Raw genomic sequence first — 19,494 nt, 5'->3', positions numbered from 1 at the left:
GGCACCTACCGGGTGGGGGGACAGCGTGCCAACCAAGGTTGGCACCTACCGGGTGAAGGGACAGCGTGTCGACCAAGGTCGACACCTACCGGGGGCGGGACAAGTTGCCAACCAAGGTTGGCACCCACCATCTGGATGCCAGGCATGAAAAAACCCGCCACAAGGGCGGGTTTCTTCGCGGGGATCAGCAATCCTTGCGGATTACTTGATCTTGCCTTCCTTGTACGGGACGTGCTTACGCACGACCGGATCGTACTTGGAGAATTCCATCTTCCCCGGGGTGTTCTTCTTGTTCTTGTCGGTCGTGTAGAAGTGACCGGTACCAGCGGTCGAAATCATACGGACCTTATCGCGCTTGCCTGCCATGATCGTCTACTCCTCAGACCTTTTCGCCGCGCGCACGCAGCTCAGCCAGAACGGAATCGATACCGTTCTTGTCGATGGTGCGCAGTGCATGCGCGGAAACACGAAGCTTCACCCAGCGGTTTTCGCTGGCAACCCAGAAGCGGCGCTCGTGCAGATTCGGCAGGAAACGACGACGGGTCTTGTTGTTGGCGTGCGAGACGTTGTTACCCGTCTGCACTCGCTTGCCGGAAACCTGGCATACGCGGGACATTGCGCACCTCGATAGTAAGTTGTGTCAGCCCGTAGCCCGGGAGACGGCGGCCTCGATGGTTGCCCACCACACGTCAAGAGAATCAAAGGGTTACGCTGGCGTTGGGCGGCCGGGGACGTGCTCCCGGGGGCGCCGCCCGGTAGAAAACCGGACACAGCGAGCCGCGCATTATGCACGGGTTCAAGCACTTGCGCAAGTTACCCACAGGCCGGGACTGAACCGGGAGGGCCGGGAGCCCACCAACCGGCATACTGGCCCGGTTCACTGCGGAGCTTTCCATGCGGCTGCTGGCCCTGACCTACGGAACCGAAGGCGATACGCGTCCGCTGGCCATGCTCTGCCATGGGCTGATTGGCGCAGGCCACGAGGTGACACTGCTGGCCGATGGCGGCACGCTGGGCAGCGCGCAGGCGCTGAATGTGCCCCATGCGTCCCTGGAAGGTGACATCCATGACGAAGTGGTCGCGCTGGTCTCGCGTGGCAACGGTGTTGCCGCCGCCAGTAGCGGACTGGCACGGATGGCGCTGCAGCATGTCACTGGCTGGATGCGGCAGGCGGACGCGGCGGCCGAGGGTTGCGACGCGATTCTGACGGGTGGGCTGGCGGCCTTTGTCGGCATGAGTGTGGGCGAACGCCGGGGTCTGCCGGTGATCGGGACCGGCATGATTCCACTGACCCCGACGCGTGCCTTCCGCTCCCCGTTCCTGCCGCCGGGACGCTCGCCGGGCTGGTTGAACCGGGCCAGCTATGGGCTGGTCAACGGCCTGATCTGGCGCCAGTTCCGCCAGCCGATCAACGAGGCCCGCAAGCAGCTGGGGCAATCGCCGCGCCGCTCGCTGTGGTCCGGCCTGCCGATGCTCTATGGCATCTCGCCGCAGCTGCTGCCGCCACCGACGGACTGGCCGGCCGACCACATCGTCTGTGGCCAATGGCGGTTTCCTGATGCGCCCTGGACGCCGCCGGCCGATCTGCAGGCCTTCCTCGACGCCGGGCCGCCGCCGGTCTATCTGGGCTTCGGCAGCATGACCGGCTTTGATCGCGAACGCGTGTTGCCGGCCCTGCTGCAGGCGTTGGCACCCAGCCGTGTCCTGCTGTTTCCCGGCTGGGTGGGACTGCCTGCGATGCGCTTGCCCGATTCTGTCTTCGTCCTGGGCCCGACCCCACACGAAGCGCTGTTCCCGCGTTGCGCATTCGCCATCCACCACGGTGGCAGCGGCACCACGCATTCGGCCTGCCGCGCCGGCATTCCTTCACTGGTGATGCCGTTCGCCGCAGATCAGTTCTTCTGGGCCGATCGCCTGTATCGGTTGGGCGTAGCACCGGCACCGTTGTCACCGAAGCGACTGGATGCAGCAGCGCTGGCAGCAGCCATCACCTTCGCTGCAACCGAAGCAACACGCGCACGCGCGGCGGCCTTGGGCGTGGCGATGAGCAGTGAGGACGGGGTGGCATGTGGCGTGGCAATGATCGAGCGCTGGTTGCGGCCGATGTAACGGCGACCAGGCCTCAGCGCAGATGCGGAATCACCTGGGCCAGTAGATGGGCATCCTTCAACGCGCCGTGCAGGCCGCGCTGGCTGGGAATGCGCAGGCGCTGCAACACATCGTCCAGTTTATTGCCCTGGCCTGGCCAGCGCCCGCGCGCCAGCTTCAGGCTGCAGGTGATGCGGCAATGCTGGGCCAGCGTGCCGGGGATGCCAGCCAGGCGCAGCTCGTTGTCCAGGAAACCCACGTCGAAGGTGGCGTTGTGCGCGACCATCTCGCTGCCACGCAGGAAGTCGAGCAGTTCGGCAGCCTTGCTGGAGAACAGCGGCTTGCCTACCAGCATCGCGTCGCTGATGCCGTGCACGCGCTGCGCGCCCCAGTCCACCTTGCGCTGCGGCTGCAGGTAGGTGTGGAACTGGCGGCCGGTGAGCTGGCCATCGATCAGTTCGACGGCACCGATTTCGATTACCCGGTGCCCCAGGCGGTGGGAGATGCCGGTGGTTTCGGTATCCAGTGCGACGATGCGGCTCATCAGGGTGTGCGTTCTCCAGTACGTGCAGCCGGATTTTCGCACGCGACCGATGCACTCACCCCAACGCTTCCACCACCCAATCAATGAACACCCGCAGCCGCTGGCTCATGTGCCGGTTGGGCGGGAACATCACATGCATCGGCATCGGTGGCAGCTGCCATTCGTGCAGCAGCGGCAGCAGCTCACCACGCGCCACGTGCGGTTTGGCCATGTAGCTGGGCAGCGCCACCACGCCGAGCCCCGCCAACGCAGCCGCCAGATAGGCGTTGCCGTCGTCGAAGCCGACCGTATAGCGGCCCTGCACCTCGACGCGCTCATCGCCACGCTGTGCAGTGAACACGCGGGCGCGGCCACTGCGCGGGCTGAGGAAACCGACCATGTGGTGATCCGGACCTTCCAGCGCGCGCGGGTCGGCTGGCAGCCCGAAGCGCTGCACATAGCCGGGGCTGGCATGGAAGCCGATCGGCAGCGCGCCGAGCGGCCGCGCCACCAGCGACGGGTCGGCTGGAGTGCCACCGCGGATCACGCATTCGACGTTGTCGGCGATGACATCCACCTCGCGGTCACTCACGCCGATGTCCAACTGGATCTCCGGGTAGCGCGCCTGGAAATCCGGCAGCGCCGGTACCAGCCGCAGCCGCGCGTAGGGCCCCGGCACATCCACGCGCAGTCGCCCACGCGGCTGCGTGGCGGCATCGCCCAGTCCGCCCTCCACCTCTTCCAGCTCAGCCAGCAGGCGGGCGATGCGCGGGTAGTAGGCCGCGCCATCGGCGGTGACGCTGACCCGGCGCGTGGTGCGGTTGAGCAACCGCAGCCGCAGGTGCGCCTCCAGCTGCTGCACCAGCTGGGTGGCCGTGGTGCGGCTGATCTGCAGGGTCTGCGCGGCGCGGGTGAAGCTGCCGGTTTCCACTACCCGGGCAAAGGCCCGCATCGCCTCGAAACGGTCCATGGCTGGCCATGATTGTTTGGAATTGGCAATCAATCTAGGCCGATCATCGCGGTTTATCCAGACAGCGCTGGCGGGGAGGATGGCGTTCTTTCCCACGGGTTCCTTCCCATGTCACAGCGCGATGTCGTTTTCCCCGCCGGCCGCCAGGCCCTGTACGAGCGCAACCGCTACTCGCCAGCGATCCGATCCAACGGCTTCCTGTTCGTTTCCGGCCAGGTCGGCAGCCGCGAGGACGGCTCGCCCGAACCGGATTTCGAAGCCCAGGTGCGCCGCGCCTTCGAGAATCTCAACGCGGTGCTGGCCGCCGCCGGCTGCACGTTCGAAGACGTGGTTGATGTGACGGTGTTCCTGGTCGACCCCGAGAAGAACTTCGAGAAGGCTTGGGCGATCGTGCCCGAGTACTGGGGCGAGGCGCCACACCCGACCCTGACCGGCATCGGCGTGACCTGGCTGTACGGATTCCAGTTCGAGATCAAGGTGATCGCGAAGCTGCCTGCAGACCGGTAATGCCGGCCGCTGGCCGGCAGCAGGGTGTCGGGGGTCGAAAAGCGTGTCGACCAAGGTCGACACCTACCAGGGCAGTCGGCGTGACCTGGCTGTATGGGTTCCAGTTCGAGATCAGGGTGATCGCGAAGCTGCCTGCAGACCGGTAGTGCCGGCCGCTGGCCGGCAGCAAGGTGTCGGAGGTCGAAAAGCGTGTCGACCAAGGTCGACACCTACCAGGGCAGTCGGCGTGACCTGGCTGTATGGTTCCAGTTCGAGATCAAGGTGATCGCGAAGCTGCCTGCAGACCGGTAGTGCCGGCCGCTGGCCGGCAGCAAGGTGTCGGGGGTCGAAAAGCGTGTCGACCAAGGTCGACACCCACCAGGGCAGGAGGTCGGCACCTGCCAGAGCTGGCGTGCCCGGCGCACCTGAACGGGAGGTTCCGACGAATTCCCGAGGTCACCATTGATATTGTATCCGGCGAAAACCGCTTGCTAGCCTCCCCTCCATGCGCCGGATCACCCGCCAACTGCGTACGTACCTGATGATGCTGCTGATGGCGGCATTCGTGGTCGTGCCGGTGGCCGACGCACTGGTGTGTGCGGTGGAACCGCATGCCAGCAGCGCCCATGTCGAATCCCTCGCGGACGATGCAGGCGGTGACAGCGACAGCAAGCACACGGGTGCCTGCACGCATAACCACTGCCACCACTCCACGCTGAGCCTGCCGGCGAACGATTTCGCGGCCTTCGGTACGCCACTGCCGGCGCGCTGGATGAATGCCGGCGACGCGGCGACCTATGCGGTCGCCCAGGATGAATTGACGCGTCCCCCCCGGGCGTGAGTTGAGCGCGTCCCGCAATCGCGGGCTCCCGTTTCACTCACAACCGGAATCCCCCTATGTCGATCCTGACACCTCGGTCGCCGCGCGCGGCCGGGCTGGTCGTCGCCGTGTTGCTGGGCCTGGCCCCGGCGGCATCGGTGATGGCGCAAGCCGCCCCCTCCTACGACACCCTGCTTGAACGCCTGGACCAGCTGCCCGGTACCCGTGTGGGTACGGCACTGGCCGAGGCCGCCGATGCGCGTGCCGACCAGGCCCGTGCGTTGCCCAATCCTTCCCTCTCCTACTCCGCCGAAAACGCCTGGGGCACCGGCTCCTATGGCGGCATGGGCAAGGCCGATACCGTGCTCACCCTGTCCCAGCCGCTGGAGGTCTGGGGCCAGCGTGGCGCGCGTGTCCGTGCCGCCCGCGCCGAGGCACAGGCCGCCAACCTGCGTGGTGCCCAAAGCCGCAGCGACGTGGCCAGCCAGCTGGCGGTGGTCTACGCACAGGCGGAAAGCGCACTGCGCCGCTACACCCTGGCCGAAGAAGCACTGACCCTCACCCGCGATGACGCCAACGCCGTCAACGCGATGGTCAAGCAGGGCCGCGAGCCACAGCTGCGCGCGGTGCAGGCGCAGAGCGAAGTGGCCAATGCCAGCGCTGCGCTGGATGAAGCGCAGGCGTTCCGCGACGCCGCGCTGGCCCGCCTGGCCGGTGCCGCGCTGCTGGATGCGCCGGTGCATTCGATTGACGACAGCCTGCTCGACCGTGCCCCGCCGCTGCCGCGTGGCGCCACCGACGTGGCGCTGGCCGTGCGCATCGCCGAAGCCGAAGCCGATGCAGCCGGCAAGCTGGTCGACGTGGAGCGCAAGCGCGCCCTGCCGGATCTGAGCGTCACCGCCGCGCAGACCCGCTTCCGCGAAGGCGGCGAGCGTGCCTACAACCTCGGGGTCAGCCTCAGCATCCCGCTGTTCGACCGCAACCGCGGTGGCATCCGCGCCGCCAATGCCGACCAGCGCGCGGCCGAGGCACGCCTGGACCAGCAGCGCCGCGACAGCGAGGCCGAGCGCCTGTCCGCCGTGGCTGGGCTGAAGGCGGCCGGCAGCCGTACCCGCGCCGCCGATGAAAGCGTGGTCGCCGCCGAAGAGGCGTATCGCCTCGCACGCGTCGGCTTCGACGCCGGACGCATCTCGCAGCTGGAACTGCGCAGCACGCGCAGCGCCCTCATCGCCGCCCGCGGCACCGCCGTGGATGCGCGCCTGTCGCGCGTCGGCGCCGAAATCGATCTTGCCCGCCTTGAAGGGCGCGCACCTTTTGTGGAGGCCAAATGACTCTCTCCCGTACTTTCCCGCTGATCGGCGGCGTGCTGCTGACCGTCCTGCTGGCCGGCTGCGCCGGCAATGCGCAGACGCCTGCCAATGAAGACCCCGCTGCGGCCAAGGCCGGTACCGACGATGGCCACGGCCATGCCGCCGACAGCAAGGAGGCCAAGGCGGAAACCGCCAAGGCCCCCGCCGACGCCGATGAAGGCGTGGTGCAGCTGACCCCGGAACAGATCAAGGCGTCCGGTATCGAGGTGGTCGCCATCGGTCGCGGTGGCGGTGGCTCCACGCGCCTGTCCGGCCGGGTCGAGCCGTCGGTGGGCGCACGCGCGTCGGTGGCGTCCACGGTGACCGGCCGCGTCGAACGCGTGCTGGTCGCGCCAGGCACGGCGGTGAAGCAGAACCAGGCGCTGGCGATCGTGGTCAGCGGTGAGGCTGCGGTGTTCCGCGCCAATGCGCTGGCTGCATCGGCCGAAGCCGAGGCCGCGCGCCTGGCCTATGGCCGCGACAAGGCGCTGGTCGACCAGGGCGTGGTCGCCCGCCAGGAACTGGAGGCCTCGCGCGCCCGCTCGCTGGCGGCACAGGCCCAGGCCGCTGCCGCGCAGGCACAGGCCGCTGCCAATGGTGCGCCCGATGCCAGCGGCCGCGTGCGCATCACCAGCCCGGTGGCCGGCATCGTCGGCAACGTGCAGGTCACCCCGGGCGGCGTGGTCGCTGCCGGCAGCGCGGTGGCCGATGTCGCCGATCCGGCGATGAACGAACTGGTGTTCACCGCGCCGCCCGCGCTGGCCGCACAGGTCACGCCCGGCATGAAGCTGGAAGTGAGCGTGCCGGGTGGCAGCTTCACCGCCACCGTCACCGGGTCGGCCGCCGATGTCCGCCAGCAGGGCGGCGTCGCGGTGATCCGTGCCACGCCGGTGGATGCCGCGCTACCGCCGGCCGGTTCGCCGGTATCGGCGGTGGTCGTCACCGAAGGCCAGGATGGCTCGCTCAGCGTGCCCGCCGATGCGGTGCAGAACGTCGATGGCAGCAGTGCGGTGTTCGTCGCCGTCGAAGGCGGCTTCAAGGCGCAGCCGGTGCTGGCTGGCCGTCGTGCTGGTGACCGTATCGAGATCCTCGGTGGGCTGACCGGCAACGAGCGCATCGTCGGCGCCAACGCCTTCCTGCTCAAGGCCGAACTGGCCAAGGGCGAAGCCGAGCACGGCCACTGAGGAGGCGACCATGTTCAAGCTGATCATTGAAACAGCGGTGCGCCACCGCTGGCTGGTGGTGTTCATGGCGGCGCTGATCGCCGCCGTGGGCCTGTTCCAGCTGGGCAAGCTGCCGATCGACGCGGTGCCGGACATCACCAACCGCCAGGTGCAGATCAACACGGTGGCACCTGCACTGACCCCGGAGCAGATCGAACGGCAGGTGACTTACCCGCTGGAAACCGCGCTGGCCGGCATTCCCGGCCTGACCACCACGCGTTCGTTGTCGCGCAACGGCTTCTCGCAGGTCACCGCGATCTTCACTGATGCCACCGACATCTACTTCGCCCGCCAGCAGGTGGCCGAACGCATGCGCGAGGCATCGGAAGACCTGCCCGATGGCGCGTCGCCGATGCTGTCGCCGGTCACCACCGGCCTCGGCGAGGTACTGATGTGGACGGTGGACTTCACCGCGTTCGATCCGGCCAGGCTGGCCAAGCCCGGTGAAGCGGGTTGGCAGGCCGGCGAGGTCTACCGCACGCCGGAAGGCAACCTGCTTCGCACGCCGGAAGAACGTGCCACCTACCTGCGCACCGTGCAGGACTGGATCATCGCGCCGCAGATGCGTTCCAGCCCGGGGCTGGCCGGCGTCGATACGGTCGGCGGCTACGTCAAGGAATACGGCGTGCATCCGGACAGCGCCAAGCTGGCCGCGCACGGCCTCGGCCTGGCCGACCTGGTCACTGCCCTGCAGCGTTCCAACGTGCAGGCCGGTGCCGGTTTCGTGCAGCGTGCGGGCGAAGGCCTGGTGGTACGTGCCGACGGCCTGGCGCTGACCACCGACGATCTGGCACAGGCCCCGGTAGCCACCCGCAATGGCGTGGTGGTGCGCGTGGCCGATGTGGCCGACGTCGACCTGAGCCGCGCACCGCGCCTGGGTGCGGCCAGCCGCAACGGCCATGAAGCCGTGCTGGGTACCGCGCTGATGATCGCCGGCGGCAACAGCCGCACCGTGGCGCAGGCAGCTGCGGCGCGCCTGGAACAGGTGAACAAATCGCTGCCGGCCGACATCGTGGCGGCACCGGTGCTGGACCGCAGCGTGCTGGTCAATTCCACCATCAAGACCGTGGCCAAGAACCTCACCGAGGGTGCGCTGCTGGTGGTGGTGGTGCTGTTCCTGCTGCTGGGCAACCTGCGTGCAGCAACGATCACCGCGCTGGTGATTCCGCTGTCGTTCCTGTTTGCAGTGATCGGCATGAACCGCTTCGGCATCAGCGGCAACCTGATGAGCCTGGGTGCGCTGGACTTCGGCATCCTGGTGGACGGTGCGGTGATCGTGATCGAATCGACGCTGCTGATGCTGGGCCAGCGCCGCGCCGAACTGGGCCGTGCATTGACCGCGATGGAACGCCTGCGCGTGGCCGCTGATTCGGCGCGCAAAATGGCACGCCCGGCGGCCTTCGGGCAGCTGATCATCCTGCTGGTGTTCGCGCCGATCCTTACCCTGGAAGGCGTGGAGGGCAAGACGTTCCACCCGATGGCGGCCACGTTCATGCTGGCCCTGGTCGGTGCCTTCATATTCTCCTTCACCTTCGTGCCGGCGATGGCCGCACTGCTGGTGCGCGAGCCCAAGGTGAAGGACGGCGATACACATGTTGACGATGGCGAGCACGAAACCAAGCTGATCCGCGTGCTGCGTGCGCGCATCGAGCCGGTGGTGCGCAGGGCCGTGGCGCATCCGCGCACGGTGCTGGCCGGTGCGGTGATGATGGTGGTGGTGGGCATCGGCTCGTTCTCGCTGCTGGGCCGCGAGTTCATGCCGACGCTGGACGAAGGCAACGTGGCGATGCAGGCCCTGCGCGTGCCGTCGACGTCGCTGGAGCAGTCGCTGGCGATGCAGCTGGCGCTGGAAAAGGCGATTGCCAAACAGCCGGAAGTGGAAACCGTGTTCTCACGCACCGGTACCGCCGAGGCAGCGATCGACCCGATGCCGACCAACATCTCCGACAGCGTGATCGTGCTCAAGCCACGCAAGGACTGGCCGGATCCGAAGCTGGGCAAGGACGCGCTGGTGGCACGCTTCGAAAAGCTGGCCGGGCAGCAGCTGGGCAACAGCTTCGAATTCAGCCAGCCGATCGAGCTGCGCTTCAACGAGCTGATTTCCGGCGTGCGTACCGACCTGGCGGTGATGATCTTCGGCGATGACTTCAGCCAGCTGCAGAAAGTGGCCGACCAGGTGGCGTTGAAGCTGCGTGCGGTGAACGGTGCGGCCGACGTGCGGGTGGAACAGATCTCCGGCCTGCCCACGCTCAATGTGGCCATCGACCACGTGGCGGCGGCGCAGTACGGCCTGACTGCCGCGGACGTGAGTGATGCGCTGTCCACCGGCATTGGTGGCACGGCGGCCGGCAAGATCTTCGAAGGTGATCGCCGCTTCAACGTGGTGGTGCGCCTGGACGATGCCTCGCGCAACGATCCGGACCAGTTGGCGTCGTTGCCGATTGCTACGCCATCGGGGCTGGTGATTCCGCTGTCGTCGGTCGCGCGTATCACGGTCAGCGAAGGACCGAACCAGATCAGCCGCAACAACGGCAGCCGCCGCGTGGTGGTGCAGGCCAACGTGCGTGGCCGCGACCTGGGCGGCTTCGTCGGCGAAGCGCAGGCAGCGGTGGCCGACGTGGCACTGCCGCCGGGTGCCTACCTGACCTGGGGTGGCCAGTTCGAGAACCTGCAGCGCGCGGAAAAGCGGCTGGCAACGGTGGTGCCGGTAGTGTTCCTGCTGATCGGCAGCCTGCTGTTCATGGCGCTGCGCAGCGGCAAGGAAGCCATTCTGGTGTTCAGCTGCGTGCCGTTGGCGCTGGTCGGCGGCATTCTCGCGCTGCTGCTGCGTGGCATGCCGTTCTCGGTGTCGGCGGCGGTTGGTTTCATCGCCGTGTCCGGCGTGGCCACCTTGAACGGCCTGGTGCTGATGCAGGCGATCCGCGAGCGCCTGGATGCCGGTGACCTGCCGCTGCAGGCGGCGATCAACGGTGCATCGAGCCGTATCCGTGCGGTGCTGACCACGGCGCTGGTGGCGATCGTCGGCTTCATTCCGATGGCGATCGCCAGCGGTTCCGGTGCGGAAGTGCAGAAGCCGCTGGCGACGGTGGTGATCGGTGGCCTGATCACCGCCACCGTGCTGACCCTGCTGGTGCTGCCGACCTTCGCGGCGCGGGTGGCCAAGCCAAGGGCGGTGGGCTGAAAGACCACGGGGTCGGATCCTGCGATCCGACCCCGTTTTCCAATCAGGGGTAGTGCCGGCCGCTGGCCGGCAATGTCAAACGTTTGCGGTGCATGCGGGTTGCCGGCCAGCGGCCGGGGGTAGCGCCGCCGTGGGCCGGCCAAGTCAACAGGGGGGGGGGGCCGGGGGGCGCCCCCCCCCCCCCCGCCACTACCCTTGCACGGTCAGGCCTTCTTGCGTTCGGCGATGTAGGCCTGGATCTGCTGTTCCAGCACCGGCAGGGGCACCGAGCCCTGCTTGAGCAGGGTGTCGTGGAAACCCTTGATGTCGAACTTGTCGCCCAGCTCCTTCTCTGCCTGCGCACGCAGGCGCACGATGGCGATCTCCCCCAGCTTGTAGCTCAGGGCCTGGCCCGGCCAGGAAATGTAGCGGTCCACTTCGGTGGTCACTTCATGCTCGCTCAGCGCGGTGTGGTCACGCAGGTAGGCCAAGGCCTGCTCGCGGCTCCAGCCCTTGCTGTGCACGCCGGTGTCGATCACCAGGCGCGTGGCGCGCCACATTTCGTAGGTCAGGCGGCCGAAGTCCTCATACGGGGTTTCGTAGATGCCCATTTCCACGCCCAGCTTCTCGCAGTACAGCGCCCAGCCTTCGCCGTAGGCGGAGATGTAGGCGTTGCGGCGGAACTCGGGCAGGTTCTTCTGCTCAGCGGCAATGGCACCCTGCAGCGCGTGGCCCGGATCGGATTCATGCAGGGTCAGCGCCGGCAGGTTGTACAGCGGGCGCGACGGCAGGTTGTAGGTGTTGAGCCAGTAGGTGCCCATGCCACCGCGGCCGGCGGTCCAGAACGGCGCGATGTCCGGCGGCACCGGCACGATGGTGAAGCGCGCGCGCGGCAGCGTCATGTACTTGCCGAGCTGACCGTCGGCCCGCTTGGAGATCCATGCGGCGCGCGACAGCAGCTCTTCCGGCGTCTTGGCATAGAACTGCGGATCGGTACGCAGGAAGGTCAGGAACTCGGCGAAGCTGCCCTTGAACTTCACCTGCTTGATGATGTCGTTCATTTCCTTCTGGATGCGTGCGACTTCATCCAGACCGATGCGATGGATCTCGTCCGGCGACAGGTCCAGCGTGGTGTATTCGTGGATCTGCTGCTTGTAGTACGCCTTGCCGCCCGGCATCGCTTCGGCGGCCAGGGTGGTGCGCGCCTGCGGCACGTACTCGTTGACGAAGAAGGTGCGCAGCTGCTGGAACGCCGGCACGACCTTGCCACTGATCGCTTCCCGCGCCTGCGCCTGCAGCCTGGTCTGTTCGGCGGCCGGGATGCTGTTGGGCAGCTTCTTGAACGGCGCGTACAGCGGCGACTCGGTGGGATCCATCAGCTCGGCGACGGTGGCGATGGACACTTCGCGGCCATCGAGCACCGCGCGCGGCACGCTGAAACCTCGCTTCAGGCCGGCGCGCATGTTTTCGGTCTGCTGGCCGAAGTAACGCGGTACATCGTTCAGGCGTGCGATGTAGTTCTGGTAGTCCTGCACGGTCTTCATCTCGCGCCGGGCCATGAAGGACAGGTTGGACCAGAACGAGGAGTCGGCGTTGAACGGCATCTCGTAGCCACGCAGGCGCACTTCTTCGGCCAGGTTGAACACCTGATCGCGGTAGATCGCGTAGTTGACCTGGTTGTCGGGCGAGAGCGTCTTCGGGTCGATCTTCTTCAGTGCAGCCAGGGTCTCGTCCCACACCTTCAGGCGCGCCTGCTGCGCGGCCGGGCCGACATCGGGCATGCGGGTGGCGTTGGCTGGCGCGTCTTCGTCCTCGCTGGCCTCGCCGCCGCCCTCCTGGCGCCACTTCCATTCCTTCTCGTACAGCGCGCGGAAGGCGGCATCGGCGGGCGATTCGGTGGCCACGCTGGCCGGTGCGGCGGCGGCGGGCGGCGCGGCCAGGGCTACGGCAGGGGCGGACAGGGCGATCAGCAGGGCAACGGCAAGACGGGTTTTCACGAGCACAGGTTCCCGGGAAGGCAGACCCCGATGATGGCACCGCCCACGGCCCGTGGCATGGGACGAAGGTCCTGCCTGCGCAGCAGACCGGGGCCCCGGTAGCGGCCAACCTTGGTTGGCCCCCCAAACCCAGCGCCGACCAAGGTCGGCATCTACCGTAGCGTGGTAGACCGGGGCTCCGGTAGCGGCCAACCTTGGTTGGCCCCCAAACCCAGCGCCGACCAAGGTCGGCAGCTACCGGATGAGGCCCCGAAGACCTAGTGGCTGGCCTTGTCCCGCTTCCAGCCCCGGTGCTTGATGTCCAGCTGCAGGCTGTACAGCGCGGTGAACGCCGGGAACAGGTTCTGCAGCACGCCCACCGAGTCCTGCTTGGCCGAGAACAGGAAGTAGCTCAGCGTCATCAGGCTGCCGACCACGCTCATGTACCAGAACAGGCGTGGGATCACCGGCTTGCCCGCACGCTTGGAGGCGATGAACTGGACCAGCCAGCGGCCCCCGAACATCAGCGCGCCGGTATAGCCGATCAGCTTCCAGCCGGTCACATGCAGGCCGGTCCAGTACAACCAGGTCAGCGGCTGGTCGAGCCAGTGCAGCTCCAGATCCATCAACGCTCCTCCACCGCGGTGCGCTTGCTGCGGGTGATCAGCCAGGCCACGCCACGCAGGTCACGGATGCCAACCAGGGCGCGGCCGAGGTTGTTGTACTTGGAGACACCGGCGGTACGGTGGCGGTGGTTGACCGGCACGCTGGTGGTCTTCCAGCCGGCGCGCTGCATCAGCGCCGGCAGGTAGCGGTGCATGTGGTCGAAATACGGCAGGTCGAGGAACGCGCTGCGCTCGAACAGCTTGATGCCGCAGCCGGTATCGGGCGTATCGTCGCGCAGCATGCGTGCACGGATGGCGTTGGCCCACTTGCTGGCCCAGCGCTTGCTGCCGCTGTCCTGGCGGTTGACGCGCCAGCCGGCAAACAGCTTCACCTGCGCCTCGGCCGCATCGCGCGCCGCCAGCAGCTTGGGAATGTCGGCCGGATCGTTCTGCCCGTCACCATCCAGGGTCGCGATCCACGGCGCACGTGCGTGCTTGACGCCGGTGCGCACGGCGGTGCTCTGCCCGCTCTGGTTCACATGGTGCAGCACCCGCAGTTCCGGGGTGGTCGCCTTCAGGCCCTGCAGCACCGCCAGGGTGTCATCGCGCGAGTGGTCGTCGATGTAGACGATCTCGAACGGAAGCCGCCCACGCAGTGCGGCGGTGATTTCGGCAACCAGCGGGGCGACATTGTCGCGTTCGTTGAACACCGGGACGACAACGGAAAGCTCGGGTTGGCTCATAAGGCACTCGGCCAAAGGGGGACAAAGACCGCGCATTCTCCGAAGCCGAGGTTATCCGAAGATGAATCCGGCTGTGTGAGGATCCCTCCTCAGGCGCGGTCGCCAAAGTACTCGCGGCACCACTGCACGACGGGGGGCAACCCTGCTTCGATCGGGGTCACCGCGTCGAAGCCGAATGCGTCATGGGCGCGCCGGGTATCGGCCATCGTGCGCACCATGTCGCCCGGCTGCATCGGCTTGTAGACCTTCTGCGCGGGGCGACCGGCGGCCTGCTCGATCACGCTGATGAAGCGCTCCAGCTCGACCGGCCTATGGTTGCCGAGGTTGAACACCCGGTGCGGTACCGGACCATCGGCCGGATGCGCGAGCGCGCCGAGAATACCGGACACGATGTCGGAGACATGTGTGAAGTCGCGCTGCATGCGGCCTTCGTTGAACACGTCGATCGGCCGCCCGGCCAGCACCGCGCGCGAGAACAGCAACGGTGCCATGTCCGGCCGGCCCCACGGGCCATACACGGTGAAGAAGCGCAGGCCGGTGGCATGCAGGCCGTACAGCTGCGCGTAGGTGTAGGCCATCAGCTCGTTGGCCGCCTTGGTGGCCGCATACAGCGAGCGCGGCTGGTCCACGCGCTGGTCCTCGGAGAACGGCGGCGTGGCCGAATCACCGTAGACCGAGCTGCTCGACGCATACACCAAGTGCTGCACGCCACGGTGGCGGCACAGCTCGAGCATGTTGACGAAGCCGATCAGATTGCTGTCGACGTAGGCCTGCGGATTCTCCAGCGAATAGCGCACGCCGGCCTGTGCGGCCAGGTGGATCACCGCAGTCGGCTTCACTTCATCGAACAGCGCCGCCAGGCCTTCGCGATCAGTCAGGTCGAGCGTGCGCAGGTCCAGCGCCGGGCACAGCGCGGCCACGCGGTCGCGCTTGATCTGCGGGTCGTAGTAGTCGTTGAAGTTGTCCAGGCCGACCACCGGCTGGCCCGCCTCCAGCAGCGCGCGGGCGGTGTAGGCACCGATGAAGCCGGCAGCGCCGGTAAGCAGGATGGTCATGGCAGGGGCCCGGAAGCAGAAATTCAGGCCCCTGATGTTACCGGTCTCAGAACAAACCGAAACGCTTCCTGGCGACGTTGACCCGGCCCGGCTCGATCACATCGTTGATCTGCTTCGCATCGAAGCGGTCGAGCAGGGCGTCGGCGCCCTTCTTCAGCTTCAGGTCCATCTCTTCCGGATACAGCGGCACCAGGCTCATGAAGCTGATGGTCCTGCCATCCTCCAGCTCCAGCGTGGCGAAGTCCTCCGGAGCAGTCACCGGCATCAGCACGATGGCACCGTCGAAGCCTGCTCCGGGCGCATAAGGCTCGCTGGGATGGCCGTTGGGAATGGTGTGGCCGAAGCCCAGCCACGTGTCGTACTCGTGCGGCAGCCGCGCCATGCCCTTCAGCAGGCGCACCGGCCAGTAATTGCGCTCGTCCTCGAAGGCGTCCTGGGACATCGGCCAGTCGGCCGGCAGGGTCACCATCAGCTCCATGTAGCGCGGCACATCCGCGTCCACGTCGGCGGGCACGGTCATCGGCAGGTCGCTCATGCCGGAGGTGACCAGGCGCAGGTACGGGCAGTGGTCATTGGCCGGCACCACGTGCACGTCAATGTGCACCAGGTCGGAAATGAGTTCGTGCAGGACCGTGGCGATCGGTCCGAGATGGCGCTCGATATGGCCGCTGATCGCTTCGATGTGCTGCTCTTCGCCGATGGCGAGCACAAAGTCCTTTTCGCGCCGGTGCCTCAGTATCTGGGTACCGTCCGGGCTGACGTCCTCGTACTCGTATTCGTTGCTCATGTCCTGCTCCCTGGATGAGGCCACGGACCGGAGAGCAGTGCATCCCCCGGCGCGCGCGGCGGTGCGTTCCCTGTCACCTACAGGACGCGGCAGGAACAGGCCGCATCCCCTGGCGCTGCGCCGGGCTCAGCCCTGGCGCGTACGCAGCTTTTCCAGCACACCGTCCAGGGTATCCAGGTCGGTGTAATGGATGATCAGCTTGCCCTTGCCACCGCGGCCGTGGCTGATCGCCACCTTGGCCCCCAGCGATTCGGACAGCTCGGTTTCCAGCGAGGCGATGTCGGCCTGCTGCACCTTCGGCGCGGCCACCGGGCGATTGCTGGGCACCTTGCCGGCGGCGAAGGCCTGCGCACGGCGCTCGACCTCGCGCACCGACCAGCCTTCGTCGGCCGCTTCCTGCGCCAGCTTGCCGGCCAGCTCGGGGGCCAGGGTCAGCAGCGCGCGGGCATGGCCCATTTCCAGGCGGCGGGTTTCCAGCAGCAGGCGGATTGCCACCGGCAGCTCCAGCAGGCGCAGCAGGTTGGACACCGCCGCACGCGAGCGGCCGACGGCCTCGGCAGCCTCGGCATGGGTCAGGGTGAATTCGCTGATCAGGCGCTGCAGCGCTTCGGCTTCTTCCAGCGGGTTGAGGTCTTCGCGCTGGATGTTCTCGATCAGCGCCATCGCGATGACGGTGCGGTCTTCCAGCTCGCGCACCACCACCGGCACTTCGTCCAGGCCGGCCAGCTGCGATGCGCGCCAACGGCGTTCACCGGCGACGATCTCGTAGTTGCCTGCCGGCAGCTGGCGCACCAGGATCGGCTGGATCACGCCCTGCGACTTGATCGAATCAGCCAGCTCGGAGAGCTTGCCCTCGTCCATCTCGCGGCGCGGCTGGTACTTGCCCGGCTGCAGCTGGCCCACGGCCAGCTTGCGCAGCACTTCACCCGGCAGCGGCTCGATCACCGCGGTGGTGGCCTGCACCTGGCTGACCGCCCCCTTGGGACCGAGCAGGGCATCCAGGCCACGGCCGAGGCCTCGCTTCTTGGCTGCCGGCTTGCTGCTGGTCATCAGACGGTCTCCACGGCCTTGGCGGCCTTGTTGCGTTCGTTGTTGCGGCGGATGATCTCGCCGGCCAGGCCCAGGTAGGCCACGCCACCGCGCGAGGCACGGTCGTAGCCGACGATGCTCTGGCCATGGCTGGGTGCCTCGGCCAGGCGCACGTTGCGCGGCACGATGGTGCGGAACACGCGGTCGCCGAAGTGCTCGGTGAGCTCGGCCGAGACCGCGTTGGCCAGGTTGTTGCGCACATCGAACATGGTGCGCAGCACGCCTTCGATCTCCAGCGCCGGGTTGAGGTTGGCACGCAGCGCTTCGATGGTTTCCACCAGCGCGCTCAGGCCTTCCAGTGCGTAGTACTCGCACTGCATCGGTACGATCACCGAATCGGCGGCGGCCAGCGCGTTGAGCGTCAGCAGCGACAGCGCCGGCGGGCAGTCGATCAGGATGTAGTCGTACTCGTCGCGGATCGGTGCCAGCGCGCGCTTCAGGCGCTGCTCGCGCTCGCTCTGCGCCATCAGCTGGATCTCGGCCGCAGTCAGGTCGATGTTACCCGGCAGCAGGTCGTAGCCTTCGGCCGTCTGCACGCGCACATCGGCGGCGCTGGACTCGCCCAGCAGCAGATCGTAGGTGGAGGAGACCAGCTCGCGCTTGTCCACGCCACTGCCCATGGTCGCGTTGCCCTGCGAATCCAGGTCGACCAACAGCACGCGCTTGGGTGCGTTGGCCAGGGAAGCGGCCAGGTTGACGGCGGTCGTGGTCTTGCCGACGCCACCCTTCTGGTTGGCGATGGCGATGATGCGGGCCATGCGGGTGTGCCTCGTCGACGTGTGCTGGGACCGGTCATTATGCGTACAACCGGGCCCTTGCGGAAATCGTGGATCGCCAACCTCTTGTTCCACAAGGGGCTGGCGACGGGAATCAGGGACCTGTAACAGTGACCAGGTGGCGTTCGCCGGCCAGGCCGGGCACGCTCAGCGGGGTCACCTCGCGCACCTGCCAGCCAACCGGCAGCTCCGCGATCTCTTCATGCGGGTAGACGCCCTTCATGGCCAGCAGCACGCCACCGGGGCGCAGCAGGTGGCCACCAACGCGGACGATGCCGGCCAGGGTGTCCATCGCACGCGCGGTCAGCTGGTCGTAGTGGCCAGCTTCGTCCAGCGCCTCGGCGCGCGATTCGGCCACGCGGGCATTGCCCAGACCGAGCTGGCGCACGGCCTCGCGCATGAAGCGCGCCTTCTTGCCGTTGCTCTCGACCAGAGTGACCTGCAGGCCCGGGCAGGCGATCGCCAGCGGGATGCCAGGCAAGCCGGGGCCGGTGCCGAGGTCGGCCAGGCTGCCGTCAGCCACGAACGGCTGCATCGCCAGCGAGTCGAGCAGGTGACGGGTGACCATCTCCTGCGGGTCGCGGATTGCGGTGAGGTTGTAGGTGCCGTTCCAGCGGTGCAGCAGGGCCAGGTAGCGCAGCAGCGGCGGCGCCAGCGCGGCGTCCAGGCCCATGCTGGCCAGGCCCTGTTCCAGCGTGGCAGCCACGCTGGCGGGAAGTGGGTGTTCGCTCATGCCGCCATTATCGCCGGTTTTGCGCGCTGATTCCCCGCTTCAGTGTGGATACCAGGCCAATGCGGCGCGGAACTGGCCGGTGGCCTGCCATTCGTGCAGGTGCCAGCGCGCGGCCTCGCCCAGTTCCGGGTCGCACCAGCGCAGGTGCAGGGCGCCATCGGCCCCCGGCGCCAGCTGCAGGCGATGCAGGCCGAACGAGATGCCCTGCCCGTGCGCCTTCAGCATCGCTTCCTTGGCGCACCACACGCGGAAGAACCAGTGCTCGCGCCCGGCCTCGTCCAGGCTTTCCAGCCAAGCCACCTCCTCGGGGTGGAAGAAGCGCTGCACGATCTCCAGCAGGCGGGCCCGCGGCCGCAGCAGCTCCAGGTCCACGCCCAGCCGCACGCCTTCGCCCAGCGCCACCAGCAGCACCTCGCCGCTGTGGCTCCAGCCGGTGCCGTAGTGGGCCAGCGCACCGCTCAGCTCCGGCCGGCCCTTGTCATCACGGACCAGTGGCAGCGTCTCCGGGTCGGCGCCCAGCGCCTGCGCCAGCACCTGCCGCGCCTGCGGTTCGCCGCGGTGGCCCGGCACGTGCGGGCACCGCCAGACCGTCACCGGGCCGAAGCGCCACGGGCCGTCGAGGGTGGCTGGCAGGCTCATCCGCACGCGCCCGTCACGCAATTCCACGACGGGTTCACGGCCCTGCGCGTCAACTGGTCACAGTTCCCCACCGGAGGTTCGATCATGGGCATCATCATCTGGCTGATCGTCGGCGGCATCGTAGGCTGGCTGGCCAGCATCATCATGAAGCGCGATGCCCAGCAGGGCATCATCCTCAACATCGTGGTCGGCATCGTCGGCGCGCTGATTTCCGGCTGGCTGTTCGGCGGCGGCATCAACGAAGCGATCACCATCCGCACCTTCCTGTTCTCGCTGATCGGTGCGGTGATCCTGCTGGCGATCGTCAACCTGTTCACCCGCAAGAGCATACGGTGATCTGAGGGTAGTGCCGGCCGCTGGCCGGCAGATGTTTCAGGACGGGCCCGGCAATCGCCGGGCCCCGTTCTGTAGAGTCGAGGGTTGTCGGCGGGCTGGGGGGTGAGGGGCGCGACGGCGCGGCGCCTGAGCACCC

20 protein-coding genes are annotated in these 19,494 nt (G+C 67.6%); 7 read left to right on the top strand and 13 right to left on the bottom strand.

The annotated features are described in order from the left end of the window. Positions 1–201 precede the first annotated feature (201 nt). A complete protein-coding gene (rpmG, locus tag V3B64_RS13220; RefSeq protein WP_170272460.1) occupies positions 202–369 on the bottom strand; it encodes a 50S ribosomal protein L33 in 168 nt (55 codons plus the stop codon). 10 nt (positions 370–379) lie between these two features. Continuing rightward, complete coding sequence (rpmB, locus tag V3B64_RS13215; protein ID WP_005411638.1) at positions 380–616, bottom strand: 50S ribosomal protein L28; 237 nt, start codon at positions 614–616, stop codon at positions 380–382. Positions 617–894: 278 nt separating this feature from the next. Between rpmB and V3B64_RS13210 the strand changes: the two genes are divergently transcribed. Further along, positions 895–2,109: a glycosyltransferase gene (locus tag V3B64_RS13210; protein WP_329914253.1), complete on the top strand. Its 1,215-nt coding sequence runs from the start codon at positions 895–897 to the stop codon at positions 2,107–2,109. A 13-nt stretch (positions 2,110–2,122) separates the two neighbouring features. Here the strand turns inward: V3B64_RS13210 and dnaQ are convergent, their stop codons facing one another. Together dnaQ and V3B64_RS13200 are read right to left on the bottom strand one after the other, a co-directional pair. Continuing rightward, the gene (gene dnaQ, locus V3B64_RS13205; protein ID WP_065198402.1) at positions 2,123–2,632 is read right to left on the bottom strand and encodes a DNA polymerase III subunit epsilon; all 510 of its coding nucleotides are present in this window, start codon (positions 2,630–2,632) and stop codon (positions 2,123–2,125) included. Between the two features lie 55 nt (positions 2,633–2,687). Further along, positions 2,688–3,581, bottom strand: coding sequence for a LysR substrate-binding domain-containing protein (locus V3B64_RS13200; protein ID WP_329914252.1), 894 nt, complete (start codon positions 3,579–3,581; stop codon positions 2,688–2,690). Positions 3,582–3,689: 108 nt separating this feature from the next. Between V3B64_RS13200 and V3B64_RS13195 the strand changes: the two genes are divergently transcribed. From V3B64_RS13195 to V3B64_RS13175, 5 genes are all read left to right on the top strand, one after another. Further along, positions 3,690–4,088: a RidA family protein gene (locus V3B64_RS13195; RefSeq protein WP_329914251.1), complete on the top strand. Its 399-nt coding sequence runs from the start codon at positions 3,690–3,692 to the stop codon at positions 4,086–4,088. Positions 4,089–4,572: 484 nt separating this feature from the next. After that, entirely contained in the window at positions 4,573–4,908 is a 336-nt protein-coding gene (locus V3B64_RS13190; RefSeq protein ID WP_154349875.1) for a hypothetical protein, read from the top strand. Positions 4,909–4,964: 56 nt separating this feature from the next. After that, positions 4,965–6,218, top strand: coding sequence for a TolC family protein (locus V3B64_RS13185; protein ID WP_329914250.1), 1,254 nt, complete (start codon positions 4,965–4,967; stop codon positions 6,216–6,218). Continuing rightward, a complete protein-coding gene (locus V3B64_RS13180; protein ID WP_164089673.1) occupies positions 6,215–7,420 on the top strand; it encodes an efflux RND transporter periplasmic adaptor subunit in 1,206 nt (401 codons plus the stop codon). Before V3B64_RS13185 ends, V3B64_RS13180 begins: the two co-directional genes overlap by 4 nt. Before the next feature lie 10 nt (positions 7,421–7,430). After that, positions 7,431–10,640 carry a CusA/CzcA family heavy metal efflux RND transporter gene (locus tag V3B64_RS13175; protein ID WP_329914249.1) on the top strand — a complete coding sequence of 1,070 codons (3,210 nt, stop codon included), beginning with the start codon at positions 7,431–7,433 and terminating at the stop codon, positions 10,638–10,640. A 203-nt stretch (positions 10,641–10,843) separates the two neighbouring features. On the opposite strand, the gene V3B64_RS13170 is transcribed toward V3B64_RS13175, so the two are convergent. The 9 genes from V3B64_RS13170 to V3B64_RS13130 form a co-directional block, all read right to left on the bottom strand. Next, positions 10,844–12,616 (bottom strand): DUF885 family protein, encoded by a 1,773-nt coding sequence (locus V3B64_RS13170; protein ID WP_329914248.1) that lies wholly within the window; start codon positions 12,614–12,616, stop codon positions 10,844–10,846. Positions 12,617–12,873: 257 nt separating this feature from the next. Continuing rightward, a complete protein-coding gene (locus V3B64_RS13165) occupies positions 12,874–13,221 on the bottom strand; it encodes a lipid-A-disaccharide synthase N-terminal domain-containing protein (RefSeq protein ID WP_005414908.1) in 348 nt (115 codons plus the stop codon). Continuing rightward, entirely contained in the window at positions 13,221–13,943 is a 723-nt protein-coding gene (locus V3B64_RS13160; protein WP_005420380.1) for a glycosyltransferase family 2 protein, read from the bottom strand. The genes V3B64_RS13165 and V3B64_RS13160 overlap by 1 nt, the downstream gene beginning before the upstream one ends. 89 nt (positions 13,944–14,032) lie before the next feature. Next, positions 14,033–14,998 carry an NAD-dependent epimerase/dehydratase family protein gene (locus V3B64_RS13155; RefSeq protein ID WP_329914247.1) on the bottom strand — a complete coding sequence of 322 codons (966 nt, stop codon included), beginning with the start codon at positions 14,996–14,998 and terminating at the stop codon, positions 14,033–14,035. A gap of 46 nt (positions 14,999–15,044) precedes the next feature. Then, positions 15,045–15,785 (bottom strand): suppressor of fused domain protein, encoded by a 741-nt coding sequence (locus tag V3B64_RS13150; RefSeq protein WP_032128474.1) that lies wholly within the window; start codon positions 15,783–15,785, stop codon positions 15,045–15,047. A 126-nt stretch (positions 15,786–15,911) separates the two neighbouring features. After that, the gene (locus V3B64_RS13145) at positions 15,912–16,835 is read right to left on the bottom strand and encodes a ParB/RepB/Spo0J family partition protein (protein ID WP_032128473.1); all 924 of its coding nucleotides are present in this window, start codon (positions 16,833–16,835) and stop codon (positions 15,912–15,914) included. Next, positions 16,835–17,632, bottom strand: coding sequence for a ParA family protein (locus tag V3B64_RS13140; protein WP_032128472.1), 798 nt, complete (start codon positions 17,630–17,632; stop codon positions 16,835–16,837). The genes V3B64_RS13145 and V3B64_RS13140 overlap by 1 nt, the downstream gene beginning before the upstream one ends. A 112-nt stretch (positions 17,633–17,744) precedes the next feature. Further along, complete coding sequence (gene rsmG / locus V3B64_RS13135) at positions 17,745–18,383, bottom strand: 16S rRNA (guanine(527)-N(7))-methyltransferase RsmG (RefSeq protein WP_121504108.1); 639 nt, start codon at positions 18,381–18,383, stop codon at positions 17,745–17,747. 39 nt (positions 18,384–18,422) lie between these two features. Next, positions 18,423–19,022: a 4'-phosphopantetheinyl transferase superfamily protein gene (locus V3B64_RS13130; RefSeq protein ID WP_121504107.1), complete on the bottom strand. Its 600-nt coding sequence runs from the start codon at positions 19,020–19,022 to the stop codon at positions 18,423–18,425. Positions 19,023–19,106: 84 nt separating this feature from the next. On the opposite strand from V3B64_RS13130, the gene V3B64_RS13125 reads away from it, so the two are divergent. Beyond that, the gene (locus V3B64_RS13125; RefSeq protein ID WP_005411656.1) at positions 19,107–19,358 is read left to right on the top strand and encodes a GlsB/YeaQ/YmgE family stress response membrane protein; all 252 of its coding nucleotides are present in this window, start codon (positions 19,107–19,109) and stop codon (positions 19,356–19,358) included. Positions 19,359–19,494: the final 136 nt, after the last annotated feature.

This window comes from Stenotrophomonas sp. SMYL86, assembly GCF_036320025.1.
In the GTDB taxonomy this organism is placed as follows: Bacteria; Pseudomonadota; Gammaproteobacteria; order Xanthomonadales; family Xanthomonadaceae; genus Stenotrophomonas; species Stenotrophomonas maltophilia_A.
This window is presented reverse-complemented; position numbering and strand designations above follow the sequence as displayed.

Coding starts and splice junctions, on each gene's coding strand:
- V3B64_RS13195 (WP_329914251.1), top strand. CDS start 3,690: ATGTCACAGCGCGATGTCGTTTTCCCCGCCGGCCGCCAGGCCCTGTAC.
- V3B64_RS13180 (WP_164089673.1), top strand. CDS start 6,215: ATGACTCTCTCCCGTACTTTCCCGCTGATCGGCGGCGTGCTGCTGACC.
- V3B64_RS13200 (WP_329914252.1), bottom strand. CDS start 3,581: ATGGACCGTTTCGAGGCGATGCGGGCCTTTGCCCGGGTAGTGGAAACC.
- dnaQ (WP_065198402.1), bottom strand. CDS start 2,632: ATGAGCCGCATCGTCGCACTGGATACCGAAACCACCGGCATCTCCCAC.
- rsmG (WP_121504108.1), bottom strand. CDS start 18,383: ATGAGCGAACACCCACTTCCCGCCAGCGTGGCTGCCACGCTGGAACAG.
- V3B64_RS13210 (WP_329914253.1), top strand. CDS start 895: ATGCGGCTGCTGGCCCTGACCTACGGAACCGAAGGCGATACGCGTCCG.
- V3B64_RS13145 (WP_032128473.1), bottom strand. CDS start 16,835: ATGACCAGCAGCAAGCCGGCAGCCAAGAAGCGAGGCCTCGGCCGTGGC.
- rpmB (WP_005411638.1), bottom strand. CDS start 616: ATGTCCCGCGTATGCCAGGTTTCCGGCAAGCGAGTGCAGACGGGTAAC.
- V3B64_RS13185 (WP_329914250.1), top strand. CDS start 4,965: ATGTCGATCCTGACACCTCGGTCGCCGCGCGCGGCCGGGCTGGTCGTC.
- V3B64_RS13150 (WP_032128474.1), bottom strand. CDS start 15,785: ATGAGCAACGAATACGAGTACGAGGACGTCAGCCCGGACGGTACCCAG.
- V3B64_RS13140 (WP_032128472.1), bottom strand. CDS start 17,632: ATGGCCCGCATCATCGCCATCGCCAACCAGAAGGGTGGCGTCGGCAAG.
- V3B64_RS13125 (WP_005411656.1), top strand. CDS start 19,107: ATGGGCATCATCATCTGGCTGATCGTCGGCGGCATCGTAGGCTGGCTG.
- V3B64_RS13155 (WP_329914247.1), bottom strand. CDS start 14,998: ATGACCATCCTGCTTACCGGCGCTGCCGGCTTCATCGGTGCCTACACC.
- V3B64_RS13160 (WP_005420380.1), bottom strand. CDS start 13,943: ATGAGCCAACCCGAGCTTTCCGTTGTCGTCCCGGTGTTCAACGAACGC.
- V3B64_RS13130 (WP_121504107.1), bottom strand. CDS start 19,022: ATGAGCCTGCCAGCCACCCTCGACGGCCCGTGGCGCTTCGGCCCGGTG.
- V3B64_RS13175 (WP_329914249.1), top strand. CDS start 7,431: ATGTTCAAGCTGATCATTGAAACAGCGGTGCGCCACCGCTGGCTGGTG.
- V3B64_RS13165 (WP_005414908.1), bottom strand. CDS start 13,221: ATGGATCTGGAGCTGCACTGGCTCGACCAGCCGCTGACCTGGTTGTAC.
- V3B64_RS13190 (WP_154349875.1), top strand. CDS start 4,573: ATGCGCCGGATCACCCGCCAACTGCGTACGTACCTGATGATGCTGCTG.